We start from the raw sequence: 24,495 nt of genomic DNA on the forward strand, positions 1-24,495 counted from the left end.
AGTTGTTCGGCGGCCTGTTCGGGCGTGGTTCCCATCATGGTTCGGTCCCGATTTTTTCCCGAGTCGAAAGTCATGCAGGCCACGACGGGTAAACCGGTGGTAGCGGGTCATTTTGACCTCCTTTTGTTTTAACCTAACAGCCCTCGCTGCCCGAGTTGGCTGAACTTGAGCAGCATCTAACTGTACCATTTTAAACCCTTCTGTCAAGTTTTGCAAAAATAGAAAAGGGGATTCCTCGACAGGCTCGGAATGACGGGGAGGGGAAATGAGCAATCGCGAATGTCTCCCTCTCATTAAGAGCCAGAATCTTGGGAAAATTAACGGGCAGGTTCTTAGACTTTGGCGCTCCGTTTTGCTAAATCACATACTGGCAAAAGGTTAATTAGTTTTTAGTTTCTGGTTTATGGTTTTAAGGGTAGGTCCTCCCCACCACCCCGGCTGGGGCTATATCAAGGACGAATTCCTAATTGGGAACTGGGCAATTGGTCAATGCCGAACACCCCGCCTTGATTTTGGCAAAACTGTTGGTAATCTTAAAAATGATGAAGTGGCTTTTCGGTCGCAAGGAGCCGGGCGCAAAACTGCTTGGACTCCTCTCCATCTGGCATCTTTTTGAAACCGTTGACCTCAACCGCCCGGAACTTGCCGACAAACTGCAGGACTTCGCGGTTCGGCTTGAAGCGGAGATAGGTGCGGCAAAGGAGCATATCACCAGCCGGGCACAATCAGGCACAACCGCTGACATTGATTTCATCTTTGATGTCCTTTTGCGTCTGCCCGCACCACCTGCACAGATCAAACCTTTGCCTGATGATGCCGACTTCTCCTGGGAAAAGGCAGAAGCCGCACTCGGTCCTGTTGCCCGGGTTGTCAATGGAATAAGGGTTACAGTTCAGGCACGCCGGGTTGCACCTTATGAAAGGGAAATTGCCAATTTAAGGCGAAAGCAGGCTCGGCCCGAGGAGATTGATGAGCGCCAGGCGGAACTGCGCGCGGTATTAAATATTATTGACCAGGATTTCCGTCAGCACCTCAAATCCCTGTTGCGGCTTTATGAACTTTATTCAACCTGTCTGGATGCCCTTGCCCAGATAAAATCACCCGAAGGCACAGAGAACCTGATTGCGCGGCTCTGTGCACCCCAGCCGCAGGAAAGGGTTCTAACATTACAGGCGCTTGAACGGTGTCAGTGGCAGCCAAAAACAACCCTTCAGGGTCTCAACTACTATCTTGCCCAGGCAAAACTGAGCGACAACGAAAAGGAGCGCAGGCAGGCGGAAAAGGAACTGGAAAAACTCATCAGCCAGATCAGTGACAAAAGCGAACTGCAGGACCTTGTTGAGCCCCGGCTTGCCGAAGAAGGGCTGACATCTTTGCAGGCAAAGGCGCTTGAGCGCCTGACCGAGATTGACCCAAAGGCAGCCCTTGTTCGCTTTCTTGAACTATTTTCCGGCAGCGAAGAGCCCGCGGAACTGAAAATTGCCGCGGTAAAGGCGACTCAACAAAGACTCTTGCCCCTCCAACCGGAAAAGGCGGTAAACCTGCTTATAAAGGCGCTTGATGATTTGGAGATGGAGGTCAGGGTCAATGCTGCCCAATCCCTTGCCCGTCTGCCAGAAAATACACCTGAATCAGCGCGGCAGGCGGCTATGGAAAGGCTGCTTTTTGCCCTGCGCGACGGCGACCTTGAGGTCAGAGATGCGGCTGCAGGTGCCCTTAACCCGAAAACCTATCCTGATGCCGGCGAAAAACTTGCCCAGATACTTTTAACCGAACCCAACCCCAACGCCCGCGAATATGCCGCCAAAGCGCTCGGTTTAAACTTCACTGCCAGTGAGACAGCAACCTCTGCGCTTATCAAGGCGCTCAGTGACGAGGATGCGGCGGTGCGCAAGGCAGCGGCTGAGGCGCTCATCGCCCAGGGCAAAATCCCAACCGAGCCCAAAACCAGGCTCCAGTTCCTCTGCGCAAAACAGGAGTGGGGGGCGCTTATTGCTGCGGGCAAACCGGCGGTGGAATGCCTTCTCCCCCGGCTGCGTGACCTGCGCCCCGAAATCAGGCTGGAGGCGGTTAAAGTTTTGGGCAGAATCCGCGCCCAGGAGGCGGTAAAGGAGTTATGCATTGCGCTCTCCGATTCCAACCAGGATGTGCGCAAGGCAGCGGCAAAGGCGCTCGGTGATATTGGCAGCCCAGAGGCGGTGCCCGCACTGCAAACCGCCATCACCCGCGAAGGCTTCAAAGATGTTCTTAGAGAAATGGAAAATGCGCTCCGCCGTCTTACCTGATGATTTTTCACTTTACAAGCAATTTATTCGCTGTTAAAATTAAGTTGCATGCTTGATGTCCTGAAGCGGTTAATACCATCCAAGAGCGAGCGCGAGGTCAGGCGCCTCCGGGAAAAGGTGGCAGAAATAAATGCGATCTACGAAACCTATCATGCGCTCGCTGATGCCGATTTACCGAAAAAGACCGAGGAGTTTATCAGCCGCATCAAGGATGGCGAACCGCTTGACGACATTCTACCCGAGGCATTTGCTTTGGTTAAGGAGGCGTGCCGCCGGCTTGTTGGTAAACGCTGGACCGTGACCAACCAGGAAATCACCTGGGATATGGTGCCGTTTGATGTCCAGTTAATCGGCGCAATTGTCCTCCATGAAGGCAAGGTTGCGGAGATGAAGACCGGTGAGGGCAAGACCCTGGTGGCAACAATGCCCTTATATCTCAACGCCCTTGAGAAAAAGGGCTGCCATCTGGTTACGGTCAACGACTACCTGGCGCGGCGTGACCGGGAGTGGATGGGACCGATTTACGAATCCTTGGGCTTGACCGTTGGCTACATTCAGGCGGGAATGACGCCAGATGAACGTAGACCACAATACGCCTGCGACATCACCTATGGCACCAACAACGAATTCGGGTTTGACTACCTGCGCGACAACATGGTGCTCAGATGGGAGGACAAGGTTCAACGCGGTCACCACTATGCCATCATTGATGAGGTTGACATCATTCTGGTTGACGAGGCGCGTACCCCTTTAATCATCTCCGGTCCTGTCGGCTTCTCCAAGCAGAAGCAACTTCAGGAGCTCGTCCCTTTGGTAAGCCGCCTTTTCCGTGAGCAGGACCGGCTGGTTGACCGAATCGTTGAAGAGGGGCAGAGGCTCTATCGGCAGGGCAAGACCTTTGAAGCCGCGGTAAAGTTCCTCCAGGCGCTGCGTGGGTCACCGAAAAATAAAAGGCTCCTGCGGGTTCAGCAGGAGGAGGGGGTGAAAAGGGCGATTGACCAGGCAGATGGCATCCTCCGCCGGGACAAAAGGCTGCACGAGATTGATGCGGAACTTTTCTTTGTCATTGATGAGCGCGACCACTCGGTTGACCTGACCGAAAAAGGCCGCGCTGCCCTTTCACCTCACGACCCCAACTTCTTCATATTACCCGACCTCAGCACCGAACTGGCAAAATGGGATGTTGACCCAAGCCTCACTCCGCAGGAACGCGCCCGGCACAAGGAGGAAACCTATCGCCAGTATGCGGAAAAGAGCGAAAGGCTTGCCAATATCGCTGCGTTATTAAAAGCCTATGCCCTTTTTGAAAAGGATGTTGACTATGTTGTTACCCCTGACGGCCAGGTGGTGATTGTTGATGAGTTCACCGGCAGGCTGATGCCGGGGAGGCGTTTTTCCGACGGTCTGCACGAGGCGCTGGAGGCAAAGGAGCAGGTCCAGGTGCGCGAGGAAACCCAGACATTTGGCACCATCACCCTCCAGAACTACTTCCGCATGTATAAAAAACTTGCCGGTATGTCTGGCACCGCCATGAGTATTGCTGCCGAACTTTACAATGTCTATAAACTTGAGGCGATTGAAATCCCAACCAATGCGCCGGTGCGCCGAATTGACTATCCGGATGTGGTCTTCCGCACCCGCAAGGCAAAGTATCAGGCGGTGGTTAACGAAATCGTCAAATGGCACAAATTGGGCAGACCGATTCTCGTTGGCACCACCTCGGTCCAGGCTTCAGAAGAGCTCGACCGGCTCTTACGACCGACTGGCATCCGCTACGCCATTCTCAATGCGAAAAACCACGAGGCGGAGAGCCAGATTATCGCCCATGCCGGCGAGCCGGGCGCGGTAACCATCGCCACCAATATGGCCGGACGCGGCACCGACATAAAATTGGGCAAAGGTGTTGTCAAGGGCGAACGCTGCTACCTTATCTCCGGTGATGGCAAATGCGCCTACTGGGAGGAACAGCCGGGGAGGTGTTATCAAGAGGTGCCCTGCGGACTTTATGTTATTGGTACCGAACGGCACGAGGCACGCCGCATTGACGACCAGTTACGCGGTCGCTCGGGCAGGCAGGGCGACCCGGGTTCGTCCCGTTTCTTCCTCTCCTTTGAGGATGACCTCTTGCGCCTTTTTGGCAGCGACCGCATGGCAGCAATTATGGACCGCTGGGCATCAAAGGAGGATGAACCGGTTGAAAACCGCCTGGTCACCAAGGTCATCGCCAACGCCCAGAAACGGGTTGAGATTCGCAATGCTGAAATTCGGCGCCACCTTCTCGAATACGACGATGTTATGAATCGGCAACGTGAGGTTGTTTATTCCCTGCGTGACACCATCTTAAAAGAGCCGGACCTCACAAAGGTATTTGAGGAAATCCTCGAACCGTTTCTTGAACAACTCCTTCAGCGCTTTACCGGTGACAGTCGCAATCCGCTTGATTGGGATTGGGAGGGTTTGCGCGCCGAGTTGCTCAAGACCTTTCTTGCCGACATCGTCGTCACCGACGAACAGCGAGCTGATTTTGACCGCGAAGAACTCAAAGAGCGGCTCACCCACCTTGCCCGTCAGCGCTATCAGGAACTGGCACAAGAAATCGGTAGTGAAAGATTTCCGGAATGGTGTCGCCGGGTATTTCTTCATACTATTGACGAAGCCTGGCGCGACCATCTCCATCAGCTTGACATCATTAGAGAAGGCATTGGCTTGCAGGCATACGGTCAGAAGGACCCTTTGGTTGAATACAAACAGGAGTCATTCCGGCTCTTCAGTGAGACGATGCAGGAGTTTTATCAAAATGCACTGAGGATTCTCTTCCGGGTTGACCCCCGGAGTGGCGAGGACCGGCTCAGCCCGCGCAGCCCGGCAAGGGTGCGTGCCTACAAACCCGAGGCAACAACCGGTGAGGCAAAGCCGGTATCGTCAACTTCAGCAGCAACACCGGTTCGGCGCCAAACACCAAAGGTGGGGAGAAACGAACCCTGCCCTTGTGGCTCAGGTAAAAAATACAAACACTGTTGCGGCCGGGTTGGTTCAGCACAAAATCCGCCGGCAGACAGTAAAACCATAATAAACAGATAAGGAGGAACAATGGCAAAAATCCCGACAGGTAGAATCATACTATATGTGATTCTCGGCGTTGCCGTTATTGTCCTTGGGGTCTGGATAATTCGGACCCGTCAGCAGGAGTCAAAACTGGGTAAGCGGGTTGTGGAAGTTGAGGACATCCCCAAAGACGTCGCTCGGTGGACAAGGGAGATTGATAAACTCACCCCTTACATCTCCCGCTTATCCGGGGAAAACGCTGCTCGCGGGCAGGAAATCCTGCAGAAGGTAAGGACCGATATTGAGGAGTTCCAGAAATTGACCGACCCAGACGAGCTTACTCAAAAAAGGGATGAGATTGTTGACTACATTGCTGAACTGCGGAGACTGAAGAGAATAGCAATCAAAGGAGAATAGTCGCTTAATATGAATAATGGGGCTTGCCCAAGTCGGGCAGGCCCCAAAAGGAGTTTTAATGAAACTGCGGTTTATTATCTGGGCAGTTGTTGGGGTTGTAGTTGTCGCCGGGGTTATCTTTCTTGTTCTCAGCGGCAAAACTCCCCAGAAAAAGGTCACTATCAACGACCTGAGGCTTCAGATTGAACGGGATGAAAAGACGATAAACGAACTTACCGCCAAACTGGCTCAGGCGCGTGCCGTCCCTTTACCACCAGCCAATGCCGAATTGCTCAGCCAGGCAGAAACAAACCTGAACGATGCGCGCACACTGATAGAAAAGGCAAAACAGTCGGAAAATATCCGCGATGTTGAAGCGAACTTAAGAGAGGCTCATTCGCTCTTGACCAAATGCCGCCGGCTTCTCCGCGCCGCCACCAAGCCAACTGGCTGAGGCGTCAAAACCAGCGGTAAGAAATCCTCGGGAACTCTATTGCGCCGAAAAGGCGCTCACTTGCCTCCTCAAAAAATCTGCGCCAAATGTATGGCAGTCTCGGTCGCGGTTTTATCAACCGGGGCTCGCCCTTGATACCGCACATCTCGGCTAAGATGCGCTTGGCATCTTCAAGTGTCCCCAGGCTGTCAACCAGCCCGAACTCCCTTGCCTGCCTGCCGGTCATAATCCTGCCATCGGCAATCTTCTCCAAACTGTCAAGCGGTATCTGCCGCTCCTTGCTGACAACCTCAAGAAACTGCTCATAGACATCACTCACCACCCCCTGCAAAAGCCGCCGGTCGGTTTCGGTCATTTCCCGAAAAGGCGAACCGATATCCTTTGCCTCTTTTGACTTTATCACCTCCACCTTCATCCCGATTTTATCCAAAAGACCACGGATAATCGGCAACTCCATAACCACCCCGATTGAACCGGTCAAGGTTCCGGGATTGGCGACAATCAAATTTGCCGGGGTGGAGACATAATAACCGCCCGAAGCCGCCACCGTCCCCATTGACACCACCACCGGCTTGCCCTGGGTGCGGATGCGCTTGATTTCTGAATAAATCTCATGGGCTGCGGTTACCCCGCCACCAGGGCTTTCCACCCGGATTAAAATCCCTTTTACCAAGGGGTTCTTTGCCATTGCGCGCAACTGCCGCACCGTCTCCCTGGAATCGGTAATCGTGCCTTCAATGGTGATGTAGCCCAGCGCCCTGCCCCCTGGTGAAGGGAAATCCTCTTTCAGACCGGCAACAAATAAGCCCACGGTCAGCAGGCTGGTTATTAAAGTAACCAGCACCGCCACAATGATGACAAAAATCAGCGTCCGGCGATTCATAGTAAAGACAAAATGGGCCCTAGTGGACTCGAACCACTGGCCCCTGCGTTATCAGCACAGTGCTCTACCACCTGAGCTAAGGGCCCATTCAGTCTTAATAATAGCACAAACCCAGCCCCAAGTCAAGCACGCTTTAACCGCCACCCATCCTTGGTATCCTCAATAATCCAGCCCCGCTTGAAAATCTCATTGCGCAACTCGTCTGCCAGTTTCCAGTTCTTTGCCCTCCTTGCCATCTCCCTTCTCTCTGCCAGTTCCTTAACCTCTCTTGGAGCATCTGCCTCTGTTAAATCCTTTAGCCCCAGCCCCAAAACCCGGTCAAAATCCTTCAGTGTCTCCCACGCCCTTCTGTCCTGCCTTTTATTTCCCTCCCGCACTAAGTTCCACACAACCGCCAAAGCCTGGGGCAAATTCAGGTCATCCTCAATCGCCGCCTTAAAATCTGCCTTTGCCCTAAGAATCCAGTCATCATCACCGCTCTTTTCCTCCCAGCCCTGGGCATTCAGCCCCAACTCGCGCAAGCCTTTCAGCCCGTTCTGCGCAGCGATGAGCGCCTCTGAGGTAAAGTTCAACGGCATCCGATAATGGGCGGTAAGGCAAAGATACCGAAAGGCAAGCGGCTCAAACCCCTGTTTCTCAAGTTCGGAAATTGTTATGATATTGCCCTCAGACTTGCCCATCCTTGCCTCGCCAACCTGCAAAAAGGCGTTGTGCAGCCAGTAGCGGACAACCTCCTTGCCGGTTGCGGCAAAGTTCTGCGCCCTCTCATTCGTATGATGAACCGGGATATGGTCAATCCCGCCGGTGTGGATGTCAAACTCCTCACCCAGATACCTCATTGACATTGCCGAACATTCAATATGCCAGCCAGGAAAGCCCCTGCCCCAGGGCGAATCCCACTGCATCAGATGCCTGGGCTGATTTGTTATCCACAGCGCAAAATCTGACGGATTCCTTCTTTCCGGGTCAACCTCAACCCTTGCACCCGCCCTTTGCTCATCAAGGTTCAACCTGCCCAGACGCCAGTAATCAGGATACTTACCGGTGTCAAATATCAATCCAACCTTTGTCCGATAGGTAAACCCGTTCGCCTCAATCCTCCTGATAAGTTCAATCATGTCCTTTATATGCTCGGTTGCCCGACAGACAATATGAGGTCGCAGTATGTTCAACTTTTGGGCATCGGTAAAAAAGGCATTCTCATAAAACCGCGCAATCTCCTCTGGTCTCCTTCCCTCCCTTCTTGCGCCCGCCTCAAGTTTATCCTCACCCGACTCATCATCGGTTGTCAGATGTCCGACATCGGTGATGTTCATCACCTGTAGAACCTCAAAACCCAGATACTCAAAAACCCGGCGCAGGGTATCGGCAAAGATATAGGCACGGAAATTGCCAGCATGGGCAAACCAGTAAACGGTAGGTCCGCAAGTGTAAATCTTCACCCTGCCCGGCACAACCGGCACAAACTCCTCCTTCTGCCTTGTCAGGGTATTATAGACCTTCATCTGGACGCTCACTCAAAAGGCAAACCGAACCGGATTTCAAGGATTTAGTTTCTGCCATAATTAAAAAAGGTTAGAGAAAACCGGCTCAAAAGTCAACGAAAAATCCCAAACCTCTGCCTCAGCCTCAACCTTTCCCCTACGGGGATGGTGGGGAGGACCTACCCCTTTCCGGAAAATTTAAGCGGGCTCAAACCGCCAACCCATTGCTGGTTAATAACTTAAACTCTTTATCTGCCAAAACTGGCAAGCCCTATCCCCAATGTGCAGAAATGCTGTCTGTTTGACAATCGGGATGTAGTTGCTATCCTCCTCTGAAAAATAAGGGTGAAGGAAAATGGCATCGGTTGAAGTTAAGGATGTTAGCTTAGAAAATATCATTGATTTGTGCCTGGTGTGTGTCCCTGAGGAAAAGAGAAATGACCCGGACTGGCAAAGGGGTATTGAGGAGAAAAGGACCTGGGCGGTAAAGATGCTTGAGAGAATCGGCTCTTTTGCCAAGGTGGCTTATATTGATGAAACCCCGGCGGGAATGATTCAATACCACCCCTTGCCTGAACAGGAGGTTGTTGAGATTGACTGTATCTATGTCCATGAAAAAAGGTTCTGGCGCAAGGGTGCGGGGAATGCGCTCCTTGGGGCACTGATTGAGGAGATGAAAAAGCCCATTCGTTGGTTTGAAAATAGGCCCGCAAAGGGTCTGATTGTTCACCCATTTCCCGGCGAGTCCGAAGGGCAACTGTCTGCCCGGGATTTCTTTACCCATAAGGGTTTTAAACCCGTGGGAGATGACCGTAACATTCTTTTCCTCTCTTTGCAAGAGGGGTTTGTTTATCAGCCCAAGACCAAAATACCGCGTAATTATCAGGGGCAGGCTGAGGACAAGGGCAGGGTTCTGATATTCTGCGGTCCAAACAACTGCCCTGCCGCCTATCCCTTTTTCCTGAAAAGGATGGAGCGCTATATCAGGGAGGTTGATAGCAAGGTGCCCATTGACTATGTTGATATCTCCCTTGAGCCCGATTTTGTTCGAAAAAGGAATGCCGATTATGGCGACTGTGTTGTCAACGCCAAACTGATAAAAGCCTTTGTCCTTGATAAGGATGGTTTTCAGGAGGAGGTAAAAACGGCGCTCAAAGACAGTTGAAGCCCGACTCCCGAACGGCTTTCTGAGGGAATAAATCCTTCTGATGGTTGACACCGGTTGCAGATGTGATATGCTGAAGTGGCTGTCAAGTTAAACTGGCGATGAATCTGCTGATTGCGATAATAACCCTCTCTAATTTTGGCGGGCAGGCGCCGGTTATTGCGGATACGATTGAGGATTTTGAGTCCGGTGTTTTGGAACTTTTCTCCTTTCCGGGTGAGGATTGCGAACCGGACTCCTGGTGTCTTGACTCTCTCATCACCCATAACAACTCCCGTTATGCCCTGAAGGTTTTCGGCAATACCTGGAAGATAAAAGAGATTGCACCGGTAGAACTGGACACCGGCACCGTTTTTGAAGTTGCCGCCTATGTTGCGACCAAGGGCGAGATTCAGGGGTTCGGTTTGATTGGTTCGGGCGAGACGCTGCTTTATTCCCTTGCCGGCTCAGAAAAGGTTGACCCAGAGAGATGGATTACGGTCTATCAGGGCGCATTTCCGTTGGGCGTCTGGAATAAATATCAGTTGCCGGTGGGCGAGGACTGGCTCTCAAGGTTCGGACATCTGACCGCGGTTAACAGGCTGGTGTTTATCAATGACCGAGACAGCGTTCAGGAAGGGGTGATATACTTTGATGACATTTTGAATATCAGCGCCGACCTGCCAGTAGCACCGGTTGTGGAAATCTGGTATGAGGAGGAGGGAAAAAGGGATAACAGAGATGGCAGTTTCAGCATCACCGTCCATTTTTACAGCCGGGTTACCGACCCGGATTCAAGAGGGCATCTTTACTTCTGGTCTTTTGGCGATGATTCCACGAGTAATGACTCCTGTCCGGTTCACACCTATTTTGTCAGCGATGACCACGAGTTTACCGTGCTTTTGGAGGTATGCGATTCAACTAAAAGGAAGGGAAGGGACTCCTGCCGGGTGCGGGTTGAGACCGGTCAGACAAGTTTCCCTTTGAGGTTCAACTTTGTCGGTGATGTGATGCTGGCAAGGAGGTACGAACTGCCCGGCGGGATAATTGACTCCATAGGACCTGAAGGTGTTTTTGAACAGATCAAGCCCTATCTTGGTGACTGGGCGGATATCACGGTTGCCAATCTTGAATGCCCATTGACAGACACCGGCACACCCCATCCGACCAAGCCGATTGTCTTCCGGGGCAGACCGACAAATGTGCGTGGTCTTCAGTTTGCCGGGATTGATGTTGTCTCTTTGGCAAACAACCACATCATTGACTACGGGCTGGAAGGGCTAATAGAGACCCAGCGGGTGCTTGATTCGGCAGGTATCAGATATTCAGGTGCCGGTGCAAACTCCTACGAGGCATTTCTGCCGGTGTTTCTCGTCAAGTCCGGAAAGAACCTCGGCTTTCTCTGTTATAGCGACCGCACCGGTCAGTATGACAATTATCAGCCCTATCTCAATGCCGGTTATAACAAGCCCGGCTTTGCCGAGGAGGACACCTTCAGGATTTTTCAGGGAATCAGGCAGGCAAAGGCGGTGAGCGACTTTGTGATTGTCCAGTTGCATTCCGGTGAGGAGTATAATGAAACACCCAGCGAGCAATCTGATGATGAGTGGTATTTCCCCTGGTCAGAAAGACCGAGCGCGGGGGAGCGAGAAGTCAGGCGCAGGGTTATTGAAAGTGGCGCGGACCTGATTGTTTGCCATCACCCCCATATCTTGCAGGGGATTGAGGTCTATCAGGGCAAGGTGATTGCCCATTCCTTGGGTAATTTTGCCTTTGACCAGGAGTATCCTGAAACCTACCCCTCGGTGATTTTGAATGGTCTTTTGGACAACCGGGGTTTTTATCGGTTCCTTTTGGTCCCGGTTTTTATTGACGACTACATTCCCAAAAGGGCAGAGGGTGAGCTGGGTGTTTTTATTTTGCGCCATCTTGCGCGTCTGTCAAGGGAGATGAACACCTATCTGGCTGTGAATCGGGAAAGCGTTAAGGCAGAGGTTGTTCTGGATACATTCAATCTTAATAGAGAGACCGAACGGTTTCAGGTCACTTTTGAACTTGAGCCGGATTCAGGCTGGTTCGCGTCTGCGCCTTTGCGGCTGAACCCCTGGGGTGATGTTTCCAGGCTCTTAAATATCACCCCAGCAGGTGAATGGCAGTTCAGATTGGGAAGGGGCTTGGTCTGGTTTGGCAATATGGAAAGTGAGGGGGCAACGATGTGGCTCTTGAATCAGGTGGATGAGTTTTATGACACCTTGAGATTCCGCGGCCAGAGGTCATTGTGTCAAAGGCGTCAGGCAAGGAGCGGCACAATTGTCACCAACCTTGAGGAGCGGATGGTCTTGCCCCAGGATTCAGGCGATTTGGCGGTTTATGGCTGGGTTAAGGCAGAAAATGGCAGAAATATCAATCTATCACTTAACTGCTATACCACCCGGGTTGGCGGCACCCCTGTTAAAGCCTGCAGCCTTGCTACTCCACTTAACGGCACATTTGACTGGCAATTTCAGCACAGAGGTATTACGCCCCCAACAAACGGGCTTTACTTTGACCTCTGGCTGAAAAGTGCGGGTCCGGACTCCGGAGTTTCAAGGGTCTGGTTTGATGATGTCGGCGTGATTAAGTGGGACAACTGGCAGAATTTTCACGGTCCAATTGCCATCACCAGCCCGAATGAGTATTCCTTTATTCAGGTCAGGAAAAGGGATACGGTAAGTTCGGCAGAGGTTGAATACGAAGAGGTGGGTTATCAGGTGCAGACCGGGATTGCAAGGCAAAGATTTGTTCCTGATTTTGCCTTTTCTGAACTTTTAATCCAGCCGGTACCAGCGCATCGGGATGCATTGATAAGATATTATCTGCCAAAGCCAGGCCGGGTTAGACTCAATATTTATAACTCGACAGGGCAGCTGGTCAGGAGGCTGATTGAGAAAAATGAGAAGGCAGGCTCGGGTTTTGTCAAATGGGACCTGAGGGATGATAAGGGCAGGGCGGTACCCGCAGGAACATACTTCTGCCGGCTGCAGGCAGCAAATGGTCCCCTTATCGCCAAGTTGGTGCTGGTAAGAAAAGATTAAACCTGAATGGATGAAAAGGAACTGGTCTTAAAGGCTAAAAAGGGGGATTTAGCCGCATTTGAGGAGTTAATCAAGCACCACCAAGAGGGGCTTTTTTCATTTATATATCGGATTGTCAATAACAGGGATGATGCTGAGGAGCTTGCCCAGGAGGCATGGGTCAGGGCATGGCAGGGGCTTCAGGGCTTCAAGGGTAAGAGCGGGTTCAAGACCTGGCTTTACCGCATCGGGATGAACCTCGCCTTAAATTTCAGAACCAGAAAAAAGCCGACCGAAGAACTGACCGAGTTGCTACCAGCACCAGAGGCAAACCAGCCTGAAGAGACCTTCAGGCAGAAACAACGGGAGGAAGTTGTCAAAGAGGCGCTTTTGCGGTTGCCGGTTGACCAGCGCACCGCCATTGTGCTATCTGTTTATGAGGAAATGAGTTACAAGGAGATTGCCGCGGTGATGAAAAGGTCGGTGCGCGCGGTTGATTCCCTTCTGGTGCGCGCCCGGGCAAACCTGAGGCAGTTTCTGGCATCGGCAAGAGAAAAGGGGAAGATATAAAAGACGCAGGAAAAAAGAGGGAAAGGGGTCTAATTTTATGAAGATGAAATGCGCCAAGGTTAAAAGAATGCTCTCAAGTTTCCTTGATGGTGAGTTGAAGGGTAAGGCTAAACTTGATTTGGAGGCTCATCTTACCCAGTGTTCGGATTGCAGGAACGAACTTGCAGGTCTTAAGGCGGACAGAGAACTTCTGAGTTCGGTGAGCGTACCCGAACTTTCACCCTATTTTCTCACCCGAACAGTTGCGCGCATAAGGGAACTGAATGATCAAAAGGAATGGGTCTGGGCAAGGCGGCTTGTCTATCAGGCAGGAGCGGCGGTTTTGGTTCTCCTTGGGATCGGGCTGGGGCTGTTCCTTGGCTCCAATCTTGCCCAAAATAACGGCATCAGTCAGGAGATCGCCACGCTCAATGCCGAACCCTCAATTGAAGAGCTGTTTGCATTCACCGACGGAGCCAGGTGATGAGAAGTCGCTGGTTGTATATCATCCTTGCGGTATCGCTGGCACTGAACTTAACAGCAATCACCACATTTGCCTATCGGCGCTATCGGATGAGACAGAAACGGCTTGGGGTTTTCCGGCGGCTGAAGATGATGGCACCAGCACGGATGGAGCCGATTTTCACCGAGCACCAAAAGAGGATGGACTCCTTGCGCATTGAATACTGGCGGGCAAGACAGCAACTGGCACGCCTGATTTTTGAGGAGGAGCCGGAAACGGCTGCGGTGGAACAGACGCTCGGTCGCATTGGCGAGATTCACAAGGAGATGAACCTTTTGGTCTATGAGACCGCAAGAAAGACCGGAATGGTCTTGCCCTTTGAAGAAAGGGAAAGGTTAAGGCGGCGATGGTGCGAGATGACCGAAGGTCCACATCACCCTGCGCCTCCTGGACCAAGACATCGCCCGCCAAGATGGAAAATAAGGCAACCTAAATATTAAAAGGAGGATTGAATGAAATATCCATTAAAGGGTAAAGGGATGGTTCTTACACTGAGCGTTTTTATAATCTTTATTGGCGGCTTACTTGCGCAAGAGCCAGCACAAAAACCATCAGAGCCCGAAGGACTGCCGATGCCGCCAATGGGAATGATGGGATTACCCAACCTGAGCGATGAGCAGAAGGAGCAAATTCAGGCTTTGCGTATCAAGCACCTAAAAGAGGTTATGCCGATTGAGACCGACATCAAGATTAAGGAACTGGAACTGGCTGGGCTCTGGCAGAGGGACAAACTTGATACCAAGGCGATTGTGGCAAAGGTAAAGGAGATTGCTGATTTGCGCACGAAACTGGAACTGGCAAATGTCAATCACAAGATTGAGATTTACAAAATCCTGACACCAGAGCAGCGAAAGAGGTTTATTCAGGGGATTGGACCGGGTAAAGGTATGAGACAGCGGCTGCAGAAAAGGTTCAGGCAGATGTATCGGCATCATTTGGGACCGATGGAACCGGATTGCTGCCCGCATAGGTAGACGCCTCCTTTCGGCTCGGTCAAACCGCCCCGCAAGGGGCGGTTTTTATTAAAGTTCCTGTTAGATAAGGTGCCAGAAGCCCGGTCAGTGACCAGCCCAGGGGTCATCCCGGGGACAGTCCCCCCTACCATCCCCCTTATTGTCCCCTTTACCCCTTACCATTAAGCCCTTAAGAGCATATCCTTATGCCTGGCTATGGCTGCCCTTCAGAGCCTTTTCTCTCTTATACTCAGGGCGATTTCTTAATCCGCACATCACACCATTTCTATGGCACTATCAACAATCCCTGGTATAACAGTTAGGAATGCCGCCCTGCAGACCCTCTTAATGGCAATTTCCATCATCGTATCAGACACAACTATCAGGAGCGCAACAAAGGCGCTGAGGTAAAGTTAGATGTTGAATTTAATAAGGGCTATTTTATCAGACCGAGCCAGTCGGATAAGAGAAACTGGAGCCTGCCGATAAAGAGGGAGATGCGCGCCATCACCGTATAGCCGAATGATGCGCCAAAGCCAATCATTATGAAGATGATGCCGGCATAACTCAATGGTTTTAGCACGCCCTTGCGTTCAGTGGAGAAAAAGAAGTAACTGACAGTGGCAATCACGCCTAAGAGGATGACTATCGCCCAGAGACCGTTCTGCCAGTTGGCAAATGAGGCACGGGTGATAATGGTTGCCTTTAACTGTCTGATGATTTCACCAGAGATGGCGCGTGGGATTGATGCACCAGAGGCATAGCCCAGGACAATCGCTATCGGGATGCGAACGAGCCAGGAGACTCTGGGGATGAAGCGGGTGAAGTAAAGCGCACCGATAATGGCAATGGCAATAAGCCAGATTTTGGTTGAGAGCGGGGTTGAGGCGGCACCAACCCGGTCAAAAAGGCTGGGCACAAGGATGCGGTGCCAGTAAAAGGTTATCGCATAGCCGTTGGCGATGCCAACATACAGGTGCTCGGCAAACCGGTAAAAGGGGTTTTCTTTATAAAGGAATGAGAAGATGGCAAGGGTGAGGATGGCGGCAATCCAGACCCAGGGGTCAGAGGAGATGTTCATTTCCTTTTCCTCCTCGTGGCAAAAAAGGCGATGTTGCCGATGATGATAAATGCCATAATGGCAAGATGGGCTGCGGTCTGGGATGACATCGCCTCGGTGCCCCGGTTGCGCAATGCCCATTCCATACCCTGTTTCTTCATCCGCTCGGCAACCAGTTGCTCATATTCGGCAGCCCCCTTCATGCCGGCAAGCATACCGATAAACTGCCCGGAATTGACATAGGGGTAAAAGTCCGCAGCCGAGACCGCGGTGATGCCGCAACTCAAGTTAACACCGAACTGAACCTGGGCATAATTAATCCAAGAGCGGGGGAGCGCGGATGCGGCGATGGTAACAAGGATACCGATGTCATCGTAGTTCTTGATGTGACGCATTATCGCCAGGGTTTCTGTCCTGTTACCGTAGTAATCAACCGGAAAGACATTGGTGATGCGCTCGCCCATTCCGAGCATCACGGTCAAAAGTGGCGTTGTCCAGCCCCAGAACACATAGTCCTCACCGTAGATGACCGAATCCTCATGGGTTTTGGCATTGGCGTTGAACTCAGCGGTAACCTGCTGAATCGCCTCCTCAGCCAAACCCAGACCATACACCATCATCGTCAGAATTCCCACCCGGCGTTTCGTGGCAAAGGCATGGCGCAATAAGGCAACAACCATCGGCTGCAGCTCGGCGCGGGTGTCAGGGGTGAAGTCAACCGAGATTGCCAGTGCCTTGTTTTCCGGCATTGTGTCAATGTAGTTAAAGAGCTGTTCAACCGGCGGGGTTGGTTTGGGCTGAATCTTGAAAGGGAAAATCAACGGCATCAATATCACCAAAAAGAGTATTAAATAAATATAGCGCCGGTCAATTCTTTGCAAACGGATGAAAATATTTTCCCTCTGGGCGCTCATTTTCCGCCTCCGAGCCAGCCCCGTTCAATCCCCAAGATAATTTTCAGCGAGGTGGCAAGCACACCCAACTCCACACCAAAAAGAATCCCTCTCTTAGAAGCGGTGTTGGGCACCGCAAGAATCCATTCGGCGAATGCCGGTAGCTGCCGGTGAATTATCCTGCCCAGTGGCACCGCACCGAGCATCACAATAAACGCAGCGAGCAAAAGCAGGGTTGCCTCAAGGTTGCGGGCGCGGAACGCCCGATAGGCAGCCGATGACATAAAGAAGGCAAGAAGGGAAAACATTGTGGCAGCGAGCGGCACCATCATATTGGAGTAGACCGTCTGAATATGGAAGGAGAAGCTGCCAATTTTTGTTGGCAGAATCCCAGGGCGGGCAACATCAATACCGCCGAACAGACCGATAATGGCGGTGATGACCATCGCAACAATCGTGATGTAACTGTAGGGATAGAACTGCGCCTTCCGTTTTATTTTTAAAAGGTGGTGCTGAACAATCGAGCCAACACCCAGGACCAGACTGAATGCGGCGATGATGCGCTGGACATCGTTGCGCATCGTCTCATCAGCCGCGCGAATTGCAGGATGGGGTACAAAAAAGGCAACCGCACCAAAGATGCCGGTTAAAAGGACGATAAGCAAAGGGATACGCCGCTTCATAATCTTATAACCATTTCAGAACCGGCAGATTGAATCCTAAGGCAAGGATGGTGAAGAGAACGATGAGGATGGTGATAAGCGCCTTGGAGTAGTCCTGGCCCTTGATTCCGCCTAACAGGATAGGCTCGCGCGAGATATAGGCGCTGGCAGCATAAAGCTCCTCGCCAATCAGGGTGTAGTCGCACGCGGTGATAAAGAATGGCAACTGGGCAATGGCATCAGTGCCGGCAATCTGGATGGCGCCGGTTGAGGCACCGGTCTCGGCAAGGATTAATGACTCTGCCCAGAACATCCCGATGAGGAAGTTGGTTGCCGGTTGCTCCCGGGTCATAATCCCATCAACCGCAGCGGCAAAGGCAAACTGCTGGTCGGTGACAAAAAACACAATATCCTGATGAAAGGCATCGGGTCTGCCCGCAGTTGTGTATGATTCCTTAACAACCTCGCGGGCAACGGTATAGACAATCGGGTCAGCCACAGGAACAATCAACGGTGTGCCGAACTGAGCGGTCTTTTTGGCGACCTCACCTAAGATGTTGAGGGAGGCGATGGTGGCAACATCAGCCATTGATGAGAGCCCGGGGACGTAAAGCGTTGCCCTGCCCATTTCGGTTGCCCTGCCAAGAGCCTCTTCTACCGCATCTAAGCCGGCAATGCGCCTGATAAAAAGGTTTTTGTCCCTTTTCGCCCGGTTAAGAAAATAGACAAAGATAACGCTCAAGACCAGGGTGCCGACAAGAGCTGGCAAGGTGGTGGTATCAAACCACTGGGGAATGCAAAATGTCCATTCTGAAGGCGCAGAACAGGCGGATTCGGTTTCTGAACAGGCGAGAACCTGATAACGGTATTTAACCTTGTTTTTGGCTTCGTCATCAGTGTAGCGGTTGGTCAGCCTCCCAACAAAGGCAAGGGTCTCCCATTCCGCTGAACCCTCTTCTTGCCTTAGGATGCGATAGCCGATGATTTCCGGTTCCGGTGCGCATTCCCAGATGACAAGGATCTTCCCCCCTTCGTCATTGGGGACATCCTTTGCCCGAACACCAATGGGTGGTGAAAGGGCAATTGAGAAAACAGCAAATATTAGCACCGCTTGGATTTTATTAAAAAGGATAAGCAGGTCAAATCTAACCTTCCATCCTGTGCTTGACAAAAGATGAGGGGTATAAGACAATTGATTGTGCGTGAATTTGCAATTTTGCTATCGATATTACTTCTTGGTATCGGCTGTCGCGGTACAGGTAAAATAATGCCGGTTAAGGTGGAAGGGTTCCTGGAGTCTTCAGGAGGGATAGAACTGAACGGTGAGGTTGTTGATATCTGTGCTGATGGCAGCAAGGTTCTGATGCTGGATGGTTCTGGGGCAAGGGTGTTAGGATATGATAGTGGATTTGCGATTGTTGAAACAATACCATTGAGCATCAGGCTTGTGGGACCCAGAGGGATTTATGCTGACCGTTACTATATCTATGTTTATGATGACAAGACCCTTTACCGGCTGGCAAAGGACAAACTACTGATGTCTGCTTGGCTCAACAATGTTCGGGTTGAGGGTCTGGCTGGATTCTCACCTGGTGAGGTCCTGGTTAGTGATGGCGAAAGGCAAATGGTCTGGCTGAAGTCCCTTTTTGGCGAGAGCCGAGCATTCCTTGACCGGACCGAGATTAAAAGCCCTAAGGCGATGGCGGTTTTCCCGGAAGGGATATTCGGGATCCTTGCAGAAAGGAACCGGCTCGTGAAGGTTAATCGGGCAGGAATCATCACCGAATCGCTAACCCTTCCGATGGAGGTCAACCTTCTTGCCGCTGACAGCAAGGGGAGGGCGATGGTTATGCGCCGGGGTGAACCGGTATTATTTGTGATTGCAGACAAAACAATTCAAGGCTACGAACTCCAAGGCACTTTGAATCCCCAGGCGCTTGCAGTTATCGGTAACCGTTTGGTTATTTTGGATGGTGCCAGACGGATTCTCTTTTATCTTCTTCCCGGCAAATAGATGCTGGGGTTCTTGATATTTAGTTCTTGGTTCTTGGCTATTAGTTCTTGGTTCAAACCACCAACTTCAAACTATGAACTACGAACGATGAACGGTAAACCGATTGGCGAGCGGTTTCACAACGTTATCATTGCGGATGGGGCAACCGGCGTTTATCAACTGGTTCAACCATTTGACACAAATGAGGTGCAGCCAATACTAATCTTGGGAAGTGATACCATTCTTGCTGATGGAAAAGAGTTGCAACGGTCCGAATATTATCTTGACCCTGAAAAAGGACAGGTTGTCTTTTTTGTCCCACCTCCTGAGATGACGGTATTGGACATTCGTTACCGTTGCCTGCTTTTTGACAAAACCAAGACTCCTCAACCTCGACGTCAACCTCAACCTGTTTTAACAGAGGAAACGCTGGTCACTGTCCTTAAGGTGGATACATCCGATTCAGACACATCAGCGCCTTGGCGCATTACTGGTGACAAGTCGTTCGGAATTTCAATAGGTAGTGCCGAAGGGATAGGAATTAACCAGGCAACAAGAATCGCTCTCTTTGGCAGGGTTGAGGATGTCGAGATCGAGGCTGAACTTTCTGACCAGAGTTCGCCGATTGCGCCCGAGGGAACAACCCTGGAATTGGAGGAACTTGACCGGATTTTGATAAATGTGCGCGGTAAGGGATGGCAAGGAGTTTTTGGTGATGTTGAACTTAGCGCAAATGCAGGAGGTCTGGGCACACTCAACCGGCGCGCGCTTGGTGGAGTGCTAAAAGGAGAAAAGGGTATCTTCTCTGGGTCGGCAGGATATGCCCAGCCAAGGGGTGAGTTTGGCAGGGTTACGCTAACAGGGATTGACGGTGTTCAGGGACCGTATCTTTTGGCACCGGATGGCAGGTGGGCAGAGATTGTTCCGGGAACTGAACAGGTTTATCTTGATGGCAGAAAAATGACAAGGGGCTGGGATGCCGATTACACAATTGACTACTCAACCGGCGAACTATATTTCACCAACCGTCATATCATCACCAGTCGCAAAAGAATTGAGGCGGAGTTCCAGTTTGTCACCTTTGAATATCAGCGGCAGGGTTTCAGTGGCGAGGTAAGGATTCAGCCGGCTCCTTTTGAACTGGCTTTGAGTTTCTTTCAGGAGAAGGACAATCCTCAAGCGATGCTGAGTGAGGACCTGACCGCAGAGCAGAAGGAGTTCCTAAAAACGATAGGTAATGACACCAGCCGTGCCTGGCTACCAGGTGGCGAGTTTGTTGGTTTGGGCAACGGTGACTATCTCCTTGAGAACGGACATTACCGGTTTGCCGGTAGGGGCAAAGGTGATTACCGGGTAAGGTTTACCCTCAAAGGTGATTCCCAGGGTGCCTATGTTTATGACGACAGCCTGATTGCCTTTCGTTATGTTGGTCCGGGAATGGGTAATTATGTTGACAGTTTCAAAGTTACCTTGCCCAAAGAGGATGACATTGCCTATGGCAAAGGCGGGTTCAATTACCAGGGGCTGGGTGCATTTTTGGAAGGTGCTTTCCGGCGCAACAATGTCAACCTTTTTGCGAAAGATATACCGGCGATAGATGCCAATGCGGTTGCTTTTGGTGTTAACTGGGAAAAGAGCCCCTTGGGGATGTCATTTCGTCACCAGGCAAGACAGCAAAATTTCAACCTCCCTGGGGCCACGCCTGAGATAGACTTTTCCTATCGCTGGGCAGGAACGAAAAGGGAGCAGGCACATTATTTTGATGAGATTTTATTCCAGGTAAAACCAATAGAAATATTAGCGTTGAAAACCGAGTTGGGCAGGTTGCAGAGGTTTGATGATACAACAATAAACCGGCTTGGCGGTAGCCTGCAGGTCTCTTGGTTCAGTTTGGAAGGTTTTAAGGCAGGCTCTTTCAGTTCCTTAAATACTGAGATTACCCCGGCTATTGGCTGGTTTTATCCCCGCGCCGGTTGGAATCAGGAGGTTAAAGAAAAGGAGTTGAACCGGACCTATCTGGCAGGTGGAAAGGTGAAGCCAGGCGCTGGTTTTGATCTGGGACTGACTGGGCAACTGACAATGTTTGACGGAAGGGCATCAACCTTAGATGCCTGGCAGGACAAAGGGAGAGCGCAGAGTATCCAGTTAGAACTGAATCAAGAGTTAAAGGAGATTTTGCGTCTTTCAGGAATCGCCGGATTTCAGGGAAGAAGTTACACAAATACCAGTGAAAACAACTGGCAGAGGTTTTTCGGGACATTGAACGCAACCTCCTCACCCTTTTCCGGCTTGCGGCTTGGTCTGGATTTGAACCAGTCCTATCGGCAGGTGCAGTTGAAGGATGAGCAGTTTCGCTATGTCGGACCGGGCAAGGGCTCTTATCGCCTGGACACAATTACCGGTGGCTATGTTTATGACCCTGATGGTGACTATGAACGGTTGGTGGTTTATCTGGGCAGGTTTGCCGCAGCAAGGGATTTTTCCCTTAATGGCTCAGGCTCATTCACCGGTTTTGAGCCGGTTGATTTTTCTGGTTCATTCGCCTATAACAGGCAATCTGCTGATACCGGTCTTTTGAGTGAGGCGGGCAGTTTTAACCTGATAGTTCATAGTTTGGGTTTCGGGGCTCTGGGTTCGGAAAAGCCAGGAACTAAGAACATTGAACTAACTCTTGGTGCCTCAGGTGATTTCAACCTTGACCGGACCCTGCGCATCACCGGCAAACGGACAAGCAGGAATCAGGAGTTTTTAGAACTGAGAAGTGAGCGCATTCCTGAGATTGAGATGCAACTGCGTGCGGAAAGGGCTGATATTTTGCGCAGGTTTAGTTCTGGTGAAATTGATTATGAGGAAAGGGGCTGGCTTTTCTCTTTTATGCCGGTTATCGGCACAACCTTGCGTCTGGAAACAGGGCTGGCAATTGGCTTGAAAAAGATTGCCGAGCCATTTTCCTATCCGGAACTGGGCAAATTCAATCTCAACTCCACCGAAGCCTGGCTGGCAAGGAACTGGTTTTTAGGCAAAGGCACAAGGTTAAGGACCCAAGCCGGGATGACCTTTCGCTGGGCTGATGTCAGTTATCTTCCCTTTGATGTTGATTTGACCCAGCCCTTGGGCCGGGTGCCAGCGGCTACGCTGGAACTTGAGCATCTTTTAAGTGAAATCTTCACCCTCAGCGGCAGATACAGTTTTACCGACCGAAAGGAAAAACCGGCTCAGCACAATTTTTCCCTGCAGCTGCGCGCCTATTTTTAGTTTTTATAGAATCGGGGTGATTAATGGATGAGAAACGAAGGATGCACCTCCTGATTATTCCTGATTTAAATACAGGCAGCGTTCAGTTGTAATAAAACCGGGCAGTTGCAGTTTGATGAAGTAGATACCCTGAGCAAGACCTTTTGGTTGCCAGATTAGTTGGTGAGTGCCTGCAGGCTGGTTCTGGTCAAAGAGAGTGGCAACGGTTCTGCCGGTGATGTCAAACGCAAGAATGCGGACAGGAGTGGCAGAGGGAAGTTGATAGCGGATGGTTGCGGTTTTGGTGAACGGGTTGGGTGAGACATCAAGCAAGAGATTCGGCAGAGGCTTGGTTCTTTGTTCCTCCACACCGGTAGAAACCAAGCCCAACGAGTCGGTCTTAATAAGATAGACATCACCGGCGCCAGCTGTGTATGTGCGCCCGGCGATGATATAACCACCATCAGCGGTCTGCTGAACCGAGAAACCCAAATCATGTATGGACGCACTACCATATGTTCTTGTCCAGATGGTGTCACCATTGGCATCGGTCTTGATAAGATACACATCAGCAGAGTCACCTGTGCTGAAGATACCAGTCCAGCCTGCGATGATATAACCACCATCAGCGGTCTGCTGAACCCCGTAGCCACACACGTTCTTTTCTCCACCATATGTCCTTGTCCAGATAGTGTCGCCATTGGCATCGGTCTTGATAAGATACACATCAGCAGAGTCACCTGTGCTGAAGGAATAAGTCCAGCCCGCAACGATATAGCCGCCATCGGTGGTCTGTTGCACTGAGCGAGCATCATCATCTTCCTCTCCGCCATATGTCCTTGTCCAGATTGTGTCACCAAAAGAGTCGGTCTTCACAAGATAGACATCAACCCCTCCTGCGCCAAAAGACCTTGTTCCCCCGGCGATGATGTAACCGCCATCGGTGGTCTGCTGCACCGAATAACCAACATCCGCTTCCTCTCCGCCATATGTCCTTGTCCAGATTGTGTCACCAAAAGAGTCGGTCTTCACAAGATAAAAATCATACCCTCCTGCGCCAAATGACGATGTTCCTCCGGCGATGATGAAGCCGCCATCAAAGGTCTGTTGAACCGAAGACCCCATATCATCCTCTGTTCCCCCATATGTCCTTGTCCAGATTGTGTCACCAAAAGAGTCGGTCTTCACAAGATAAAAATCATAAGGTCCTACGTATCCAGGACCTGTGTACCCGGCAACGATGTAGCCGCCATCAGCTGTCTGCTGAACTGAGAATCCCATATTCACAAATTGATTTCCCAAACATCTTGTCCAGATTGTATCACCAAAAGAGTCGGTCTTCACAAGATAGACAGCATAGGCAATAAATGGAGGAACGGAGTAAGTCCAGCCCGCAACGATGTAGCCACCGTCAGAGGTCTGCTGGGCTGAGAAACCCGCATCACAAGACACTCTGCCATATGTTCTTTCCCATCGCTGCTGGGAGAAAGTGACGGGGACAAAAAGAAAAAGCGATAGAAGCAAAAGGTAACGCATCTTTTACCTCCCTACCAAGACCAGTTTTCTGGTCTTTGTCTCACCGCCCGATTTCAGAAGAAAATAAAGGCAAATTGCTTTCATCTTTGTCCTCCTTTTTGCTATTCTTTCCCTTTCTTTGCCTCTCGCTTTTCCTTATATTTCTCTCCTGCCCACCCGCATATTAATTATACACCAGAATCCTGAAAAGTCAAGGGGAAAAATGGGGTTTTGGATAGGTGGGTTTGTATACTTATAGGTATACAAGGGGATTTCGGGAAAAATCAGGTTAAGTTTGAAAGATAAATAACTTAGCCGAATTTATCACTTTTTCAGACCCCACGCCGGGGATTACCCCCTTGGTGGTTT

The 24,495-nt window shown here is 51.1% G+C and carries 21 protein-coding genes and 1 tRNA gene; 13 read left to right on the top strand and 9 right to left on the bottom strand.

All coding sequences use genetic code 11. The features are described 5' to 3' along the window. The coding region (locus tag ABIK47_04835; protein MEO0019947.1) for a hypothetical protein at positions 1–189 on the bottom strand (189 nt) is incomplete at its 3' end. A 350-nt stretch (positions 190–539) separates the two neighbouring features. Between ABIK47_04835 and ABIK47_04840 the strand changes: the two genes are divergently transcribed. Genes ABIK47_04840 through ABIK47_04855 form a run of 4 tightly spaced genes read left to right on the top strand, consistent with a single transcriptional unit; the run spans position 540 to position 6,180 of the window. Further along, positions 540–2,285, top strand: a complete 1,746-nt coding sequence (locus tag ABIK47_04840) for a HEAT repeat domain-containing protein (GenBank protein ID MEO0019948.1) — start codon at positions 540–542, stop codon at positions 2,283–2,285. Positions 2,286–2,333: 48 nt separating this feature from the next. Beyond that, positions 2,334–5,366: a preprotein translocase subunit SecA gene (secA, locus tag ABIK47_04845; GenBank protein ID MEO0019949.1), complete on the top strand. Its 3,033-nt coding sequence runs from the start codon at positions 2,334–2,336 to the stop codon at positions 5,364–5,366. A 9-nt stretch (positions 5,367–5,375) separates the two neighbouring features. Continuing rightward, positions 5,376–5,747 carry a hypothetical protein gene (locus tag ABIK47_04850; protein ID MEO0019950.1) on the top strand — a complete coding sequence of 124 codons (372 nt, stop codon included), beginning with the start codon at positions 5,376–5,378 and terminating at the stop codon, positions 5,745–5,747. A gap of 58 nt (positions 5,748–5,805) precedes the next feature. Then, the gene (locus ABIK47_04855) at positions 5,806–6,180 is read left to right on the top strand and encodes a hypothetical protein (protein MEO0019951.1); all 375 of its coding nucleotides are present in this window, start codon (positions 5,806–5,808) and stop codon (positions 6,178–6,180) included. Between the two features lie 4 nt (positions 6,181–6,184). On the opposite strand, the gene sppA is transcribed toward ABIK47_04855, so the two are convergent. The 3 genes from sppA to cysS form a co-directional block, all read right to left on the bottom strand. Next, positions 6,185–7,063, bottom strand: a complete 879-nt coding sequence (gene sppA / locus ABIK47_04860; GenBank protein ID MEO0019952.1) for a signal peptide peptidase SppA — start codon at positions 7,061–7,063, stop codon at positions 6,185–6,187. Positions 7,064–7,076: 13 nt separating this feature from the next. After that, positions 7,077–7,149, bottom strand: a tRNA-Ile gene (locus ABIK47_04865). A gap of 36 nt (positions 7,150–7,185) precedes the next feature. Beyond that, positions 7,186–8,568: a cysteine--tRNA ligase gene (cysS, locus tag ABIK47_04870; GenBank protein MEO0019953.1), complete on the bottom strand. Its 1,383-nt coding sequence runs from the start codon at positions 8,566–8,568 to the stop codon at positions 7,186–7,188. Positions 8,569–8,902: 334 nt separating this feature from the next. On the opposite strand from cysS, the gene ABIK47_04875 reads away from it, so the two are divergent. The 7 genes from ABIK47_04875 (at position 8,903) to ABIK47_04905 (ending at position 15,180) form a co-directional block, all read left to right on the top strand. Further along, on the top strand, positions 8,903–9,712 hold the full coding sequence (locus tag ABIK47_04875) for a GNAT family N-acetyltransferase (GenBank protein MEO0019954.1): 810 nt from the start codon (positions 8,903–8,905) through the stop codon (positions 9,710–9,712). A 101-nt stretch (positions 9,713–9,813) separates the two neighbouring features. Next, positions 9,814–12,765, top strand: coding sequence for a CapA family protein (locus ABIK47_04880; GenBank protein MEO0019955.1), 2,952 nt, complete (start codon positions 9,814–9,816; stop codon positions 12,763–12,765). 6 nt (positions 12,766–12,771) lie between these two features. Further along, a complete protein-coding gene (locus ABIK47_04885) occupies positions 12,772–13,314 on the top strand; it encodes a sigma-70 family RNA polymerase sigma factor (GenBank protein ID MEO0019956.1) in 543 nt (180 codons plus the stop codon). A 37-nt stretch (positions 13,315–13,351) separates the two neighbouring features. Then, positions 13,352–13,777 carry a zf-HC2 domain-containing protein gene (locus ABIK47_04890; protein ID MEO0019957.1) on the top strand — a complete coding sequence of 142 codons (426 nt, stop codon included), beginning with the start codon at positions 13,352–13,354 and terminating at the stop codon, positions 13,775–13,777. Next, on the top strand, positions 13,777–14,256 hold the full coding sequence (locus tag ABIK47_04895) for a hypothetical protein (GenBank protein ID MEO0019958.1): 480 nt from the start codon (positions 13,777–13,779) through the stop codon (positions 14,254–14,256). The genes ABIK47_04890 and ABIK47_04895 overlap by 1 nt, the downstream gene beginning before the upstream one ends. Before the next feature lie 12 nt (positions 14,257–14,268). Continuing rightward, positions 14,269–14,790, top strand: a complete 522-nt coding sequence (locus ABIK47_04900) for a Spy/CpxP family protein refolding chaperone (GenBank protein ID MEO0019959.1) — start codon at positions 14,269–14,271, stop codon at positions 14,788–14,790. A 267-nt stretch (positions 14,791–15,057) separates the two neighbouring features. Next, positions 15,058–15,180: a hypothetical protein gene (locus ABIK47_04905; GenBank protein ID MEO0019960.1), complete on the top strand. Its 123-nt coding sequence runs from the start codon at positions 15,058–15,060 to the stop codon at positions 15,178–15,180. Between the two features lie 25 nt (positions 15,181–15,205). Here ABIK47_04905 and ABIK47_04910 read toward each other — a convergent pair whose 3' ends face one another. From ABIK47_04910 to ABIK47_04925, 4 genes are read right to left on the bottom strand one after another with little or no spacing between them, the layout of a single operon-like run. Next, positions 15,206–15,850 (bottom strand): hypothetical protein, encoded by a 645-nt coding sequence (locus ABIK47_04910; protein ID MEO0019961.1) that lies wholly within the window; start codon positions 15,848–15,850, stop codon positions 15,206–15,208. Continuing rightward, the gene (locus tag ABIK47_04915; GenBank protein MEO0019962.1) at positions 15,847–16,743 is read right to left on the bottom strand and encodes a hypothetical protein; all 897 of its coding nucleotides are present in this window, start codon (positions 16,741–16,743) and stop codon (positions 15,847–15,849) included. Before ABIK47_04915 ends, ABIK47_04910 begins: the two co-directional genes overlap by 4 nt. Next, positions 16,740–17,405 (bottom strand): hypothetical protein, encoded by a 666-nt coding sequence (locus tag ABIK47_04920; GenBank protein ID MEO0019963.1) that lies wholly within the window; start codon positions 17,403–17,405, stop codon positions 16,740–16,742. Before ABIK47_04920 ends, ABIK47_04915 begins: the two co-directional genes overlap by 4 nt. A 4-nt stretch (positions 17,406–17,409) precedes the next feature. Then, the gene (locus tag ABIK47_04925; GenBank protein ID MEO0019964.1) at positions 17,410–18,492 is read right to left on the bottom strand and encodes a fibronectin type III domain-containing protein; all 1,083 of its coding nucleotides are present in this window, start codon (positions 18,490–18,492) and stop codon (positions 17,410–17,412) included. Between the two features lie 90 nt (positions 18,493–18,582). Between ABIK47_04925 and ABIK47_04930 the strand changes: the two genes are divergently transcribed. Continuing rightward, positions 18,583–19,398 (top strand): hypothetical protein, encoded by an 816-nt coding sequence (locus ABIK47_04930; GenBank protein ID MEO0019965.1) that lies wholly within the window; start codon positions 18,583–18,585, stop codon positions 19,396–19,398. An 87-nt stretch (positions 19,399–19,485) separates the two neighbouring features. Then, entirely contained in the window at positions 19,486–22,632 is a 3,147-nt protein-coding gene (locus tag ABIK47_04935; GenBank protein MEO0019966.1) for a hypothetical protein, read from the top strand. A gap of 54 nt (positions 22,633–22,686) precedes the next feature. Here the strand turns inward: ABIK47_04935 and ABIK47_04940 are convergent, their stop codons facing one another. Next, on the bottom strand, positions 22,687–24,147 hold the full coding sequence (locus ABIK47_04940; protein MEO0019967.1) for a T9SS type A sorting domain-containing protein: 1,461 nt from the start codon (positions 24,145–24,147) through the stop codon (positions 22,687–22,689). Positions 24,148–24,495 lie beyond the last annotated feature (348 nt).

The organism is candidate division WOR-3 bacterium, from assembly GCA_039801245.1.
Taxonomy (GTDB): Bacteria; Hydrothermota; Tepidihabitantia; order Tepidihabitantales; family Tepidihabitantaceae; genus JAOABP01.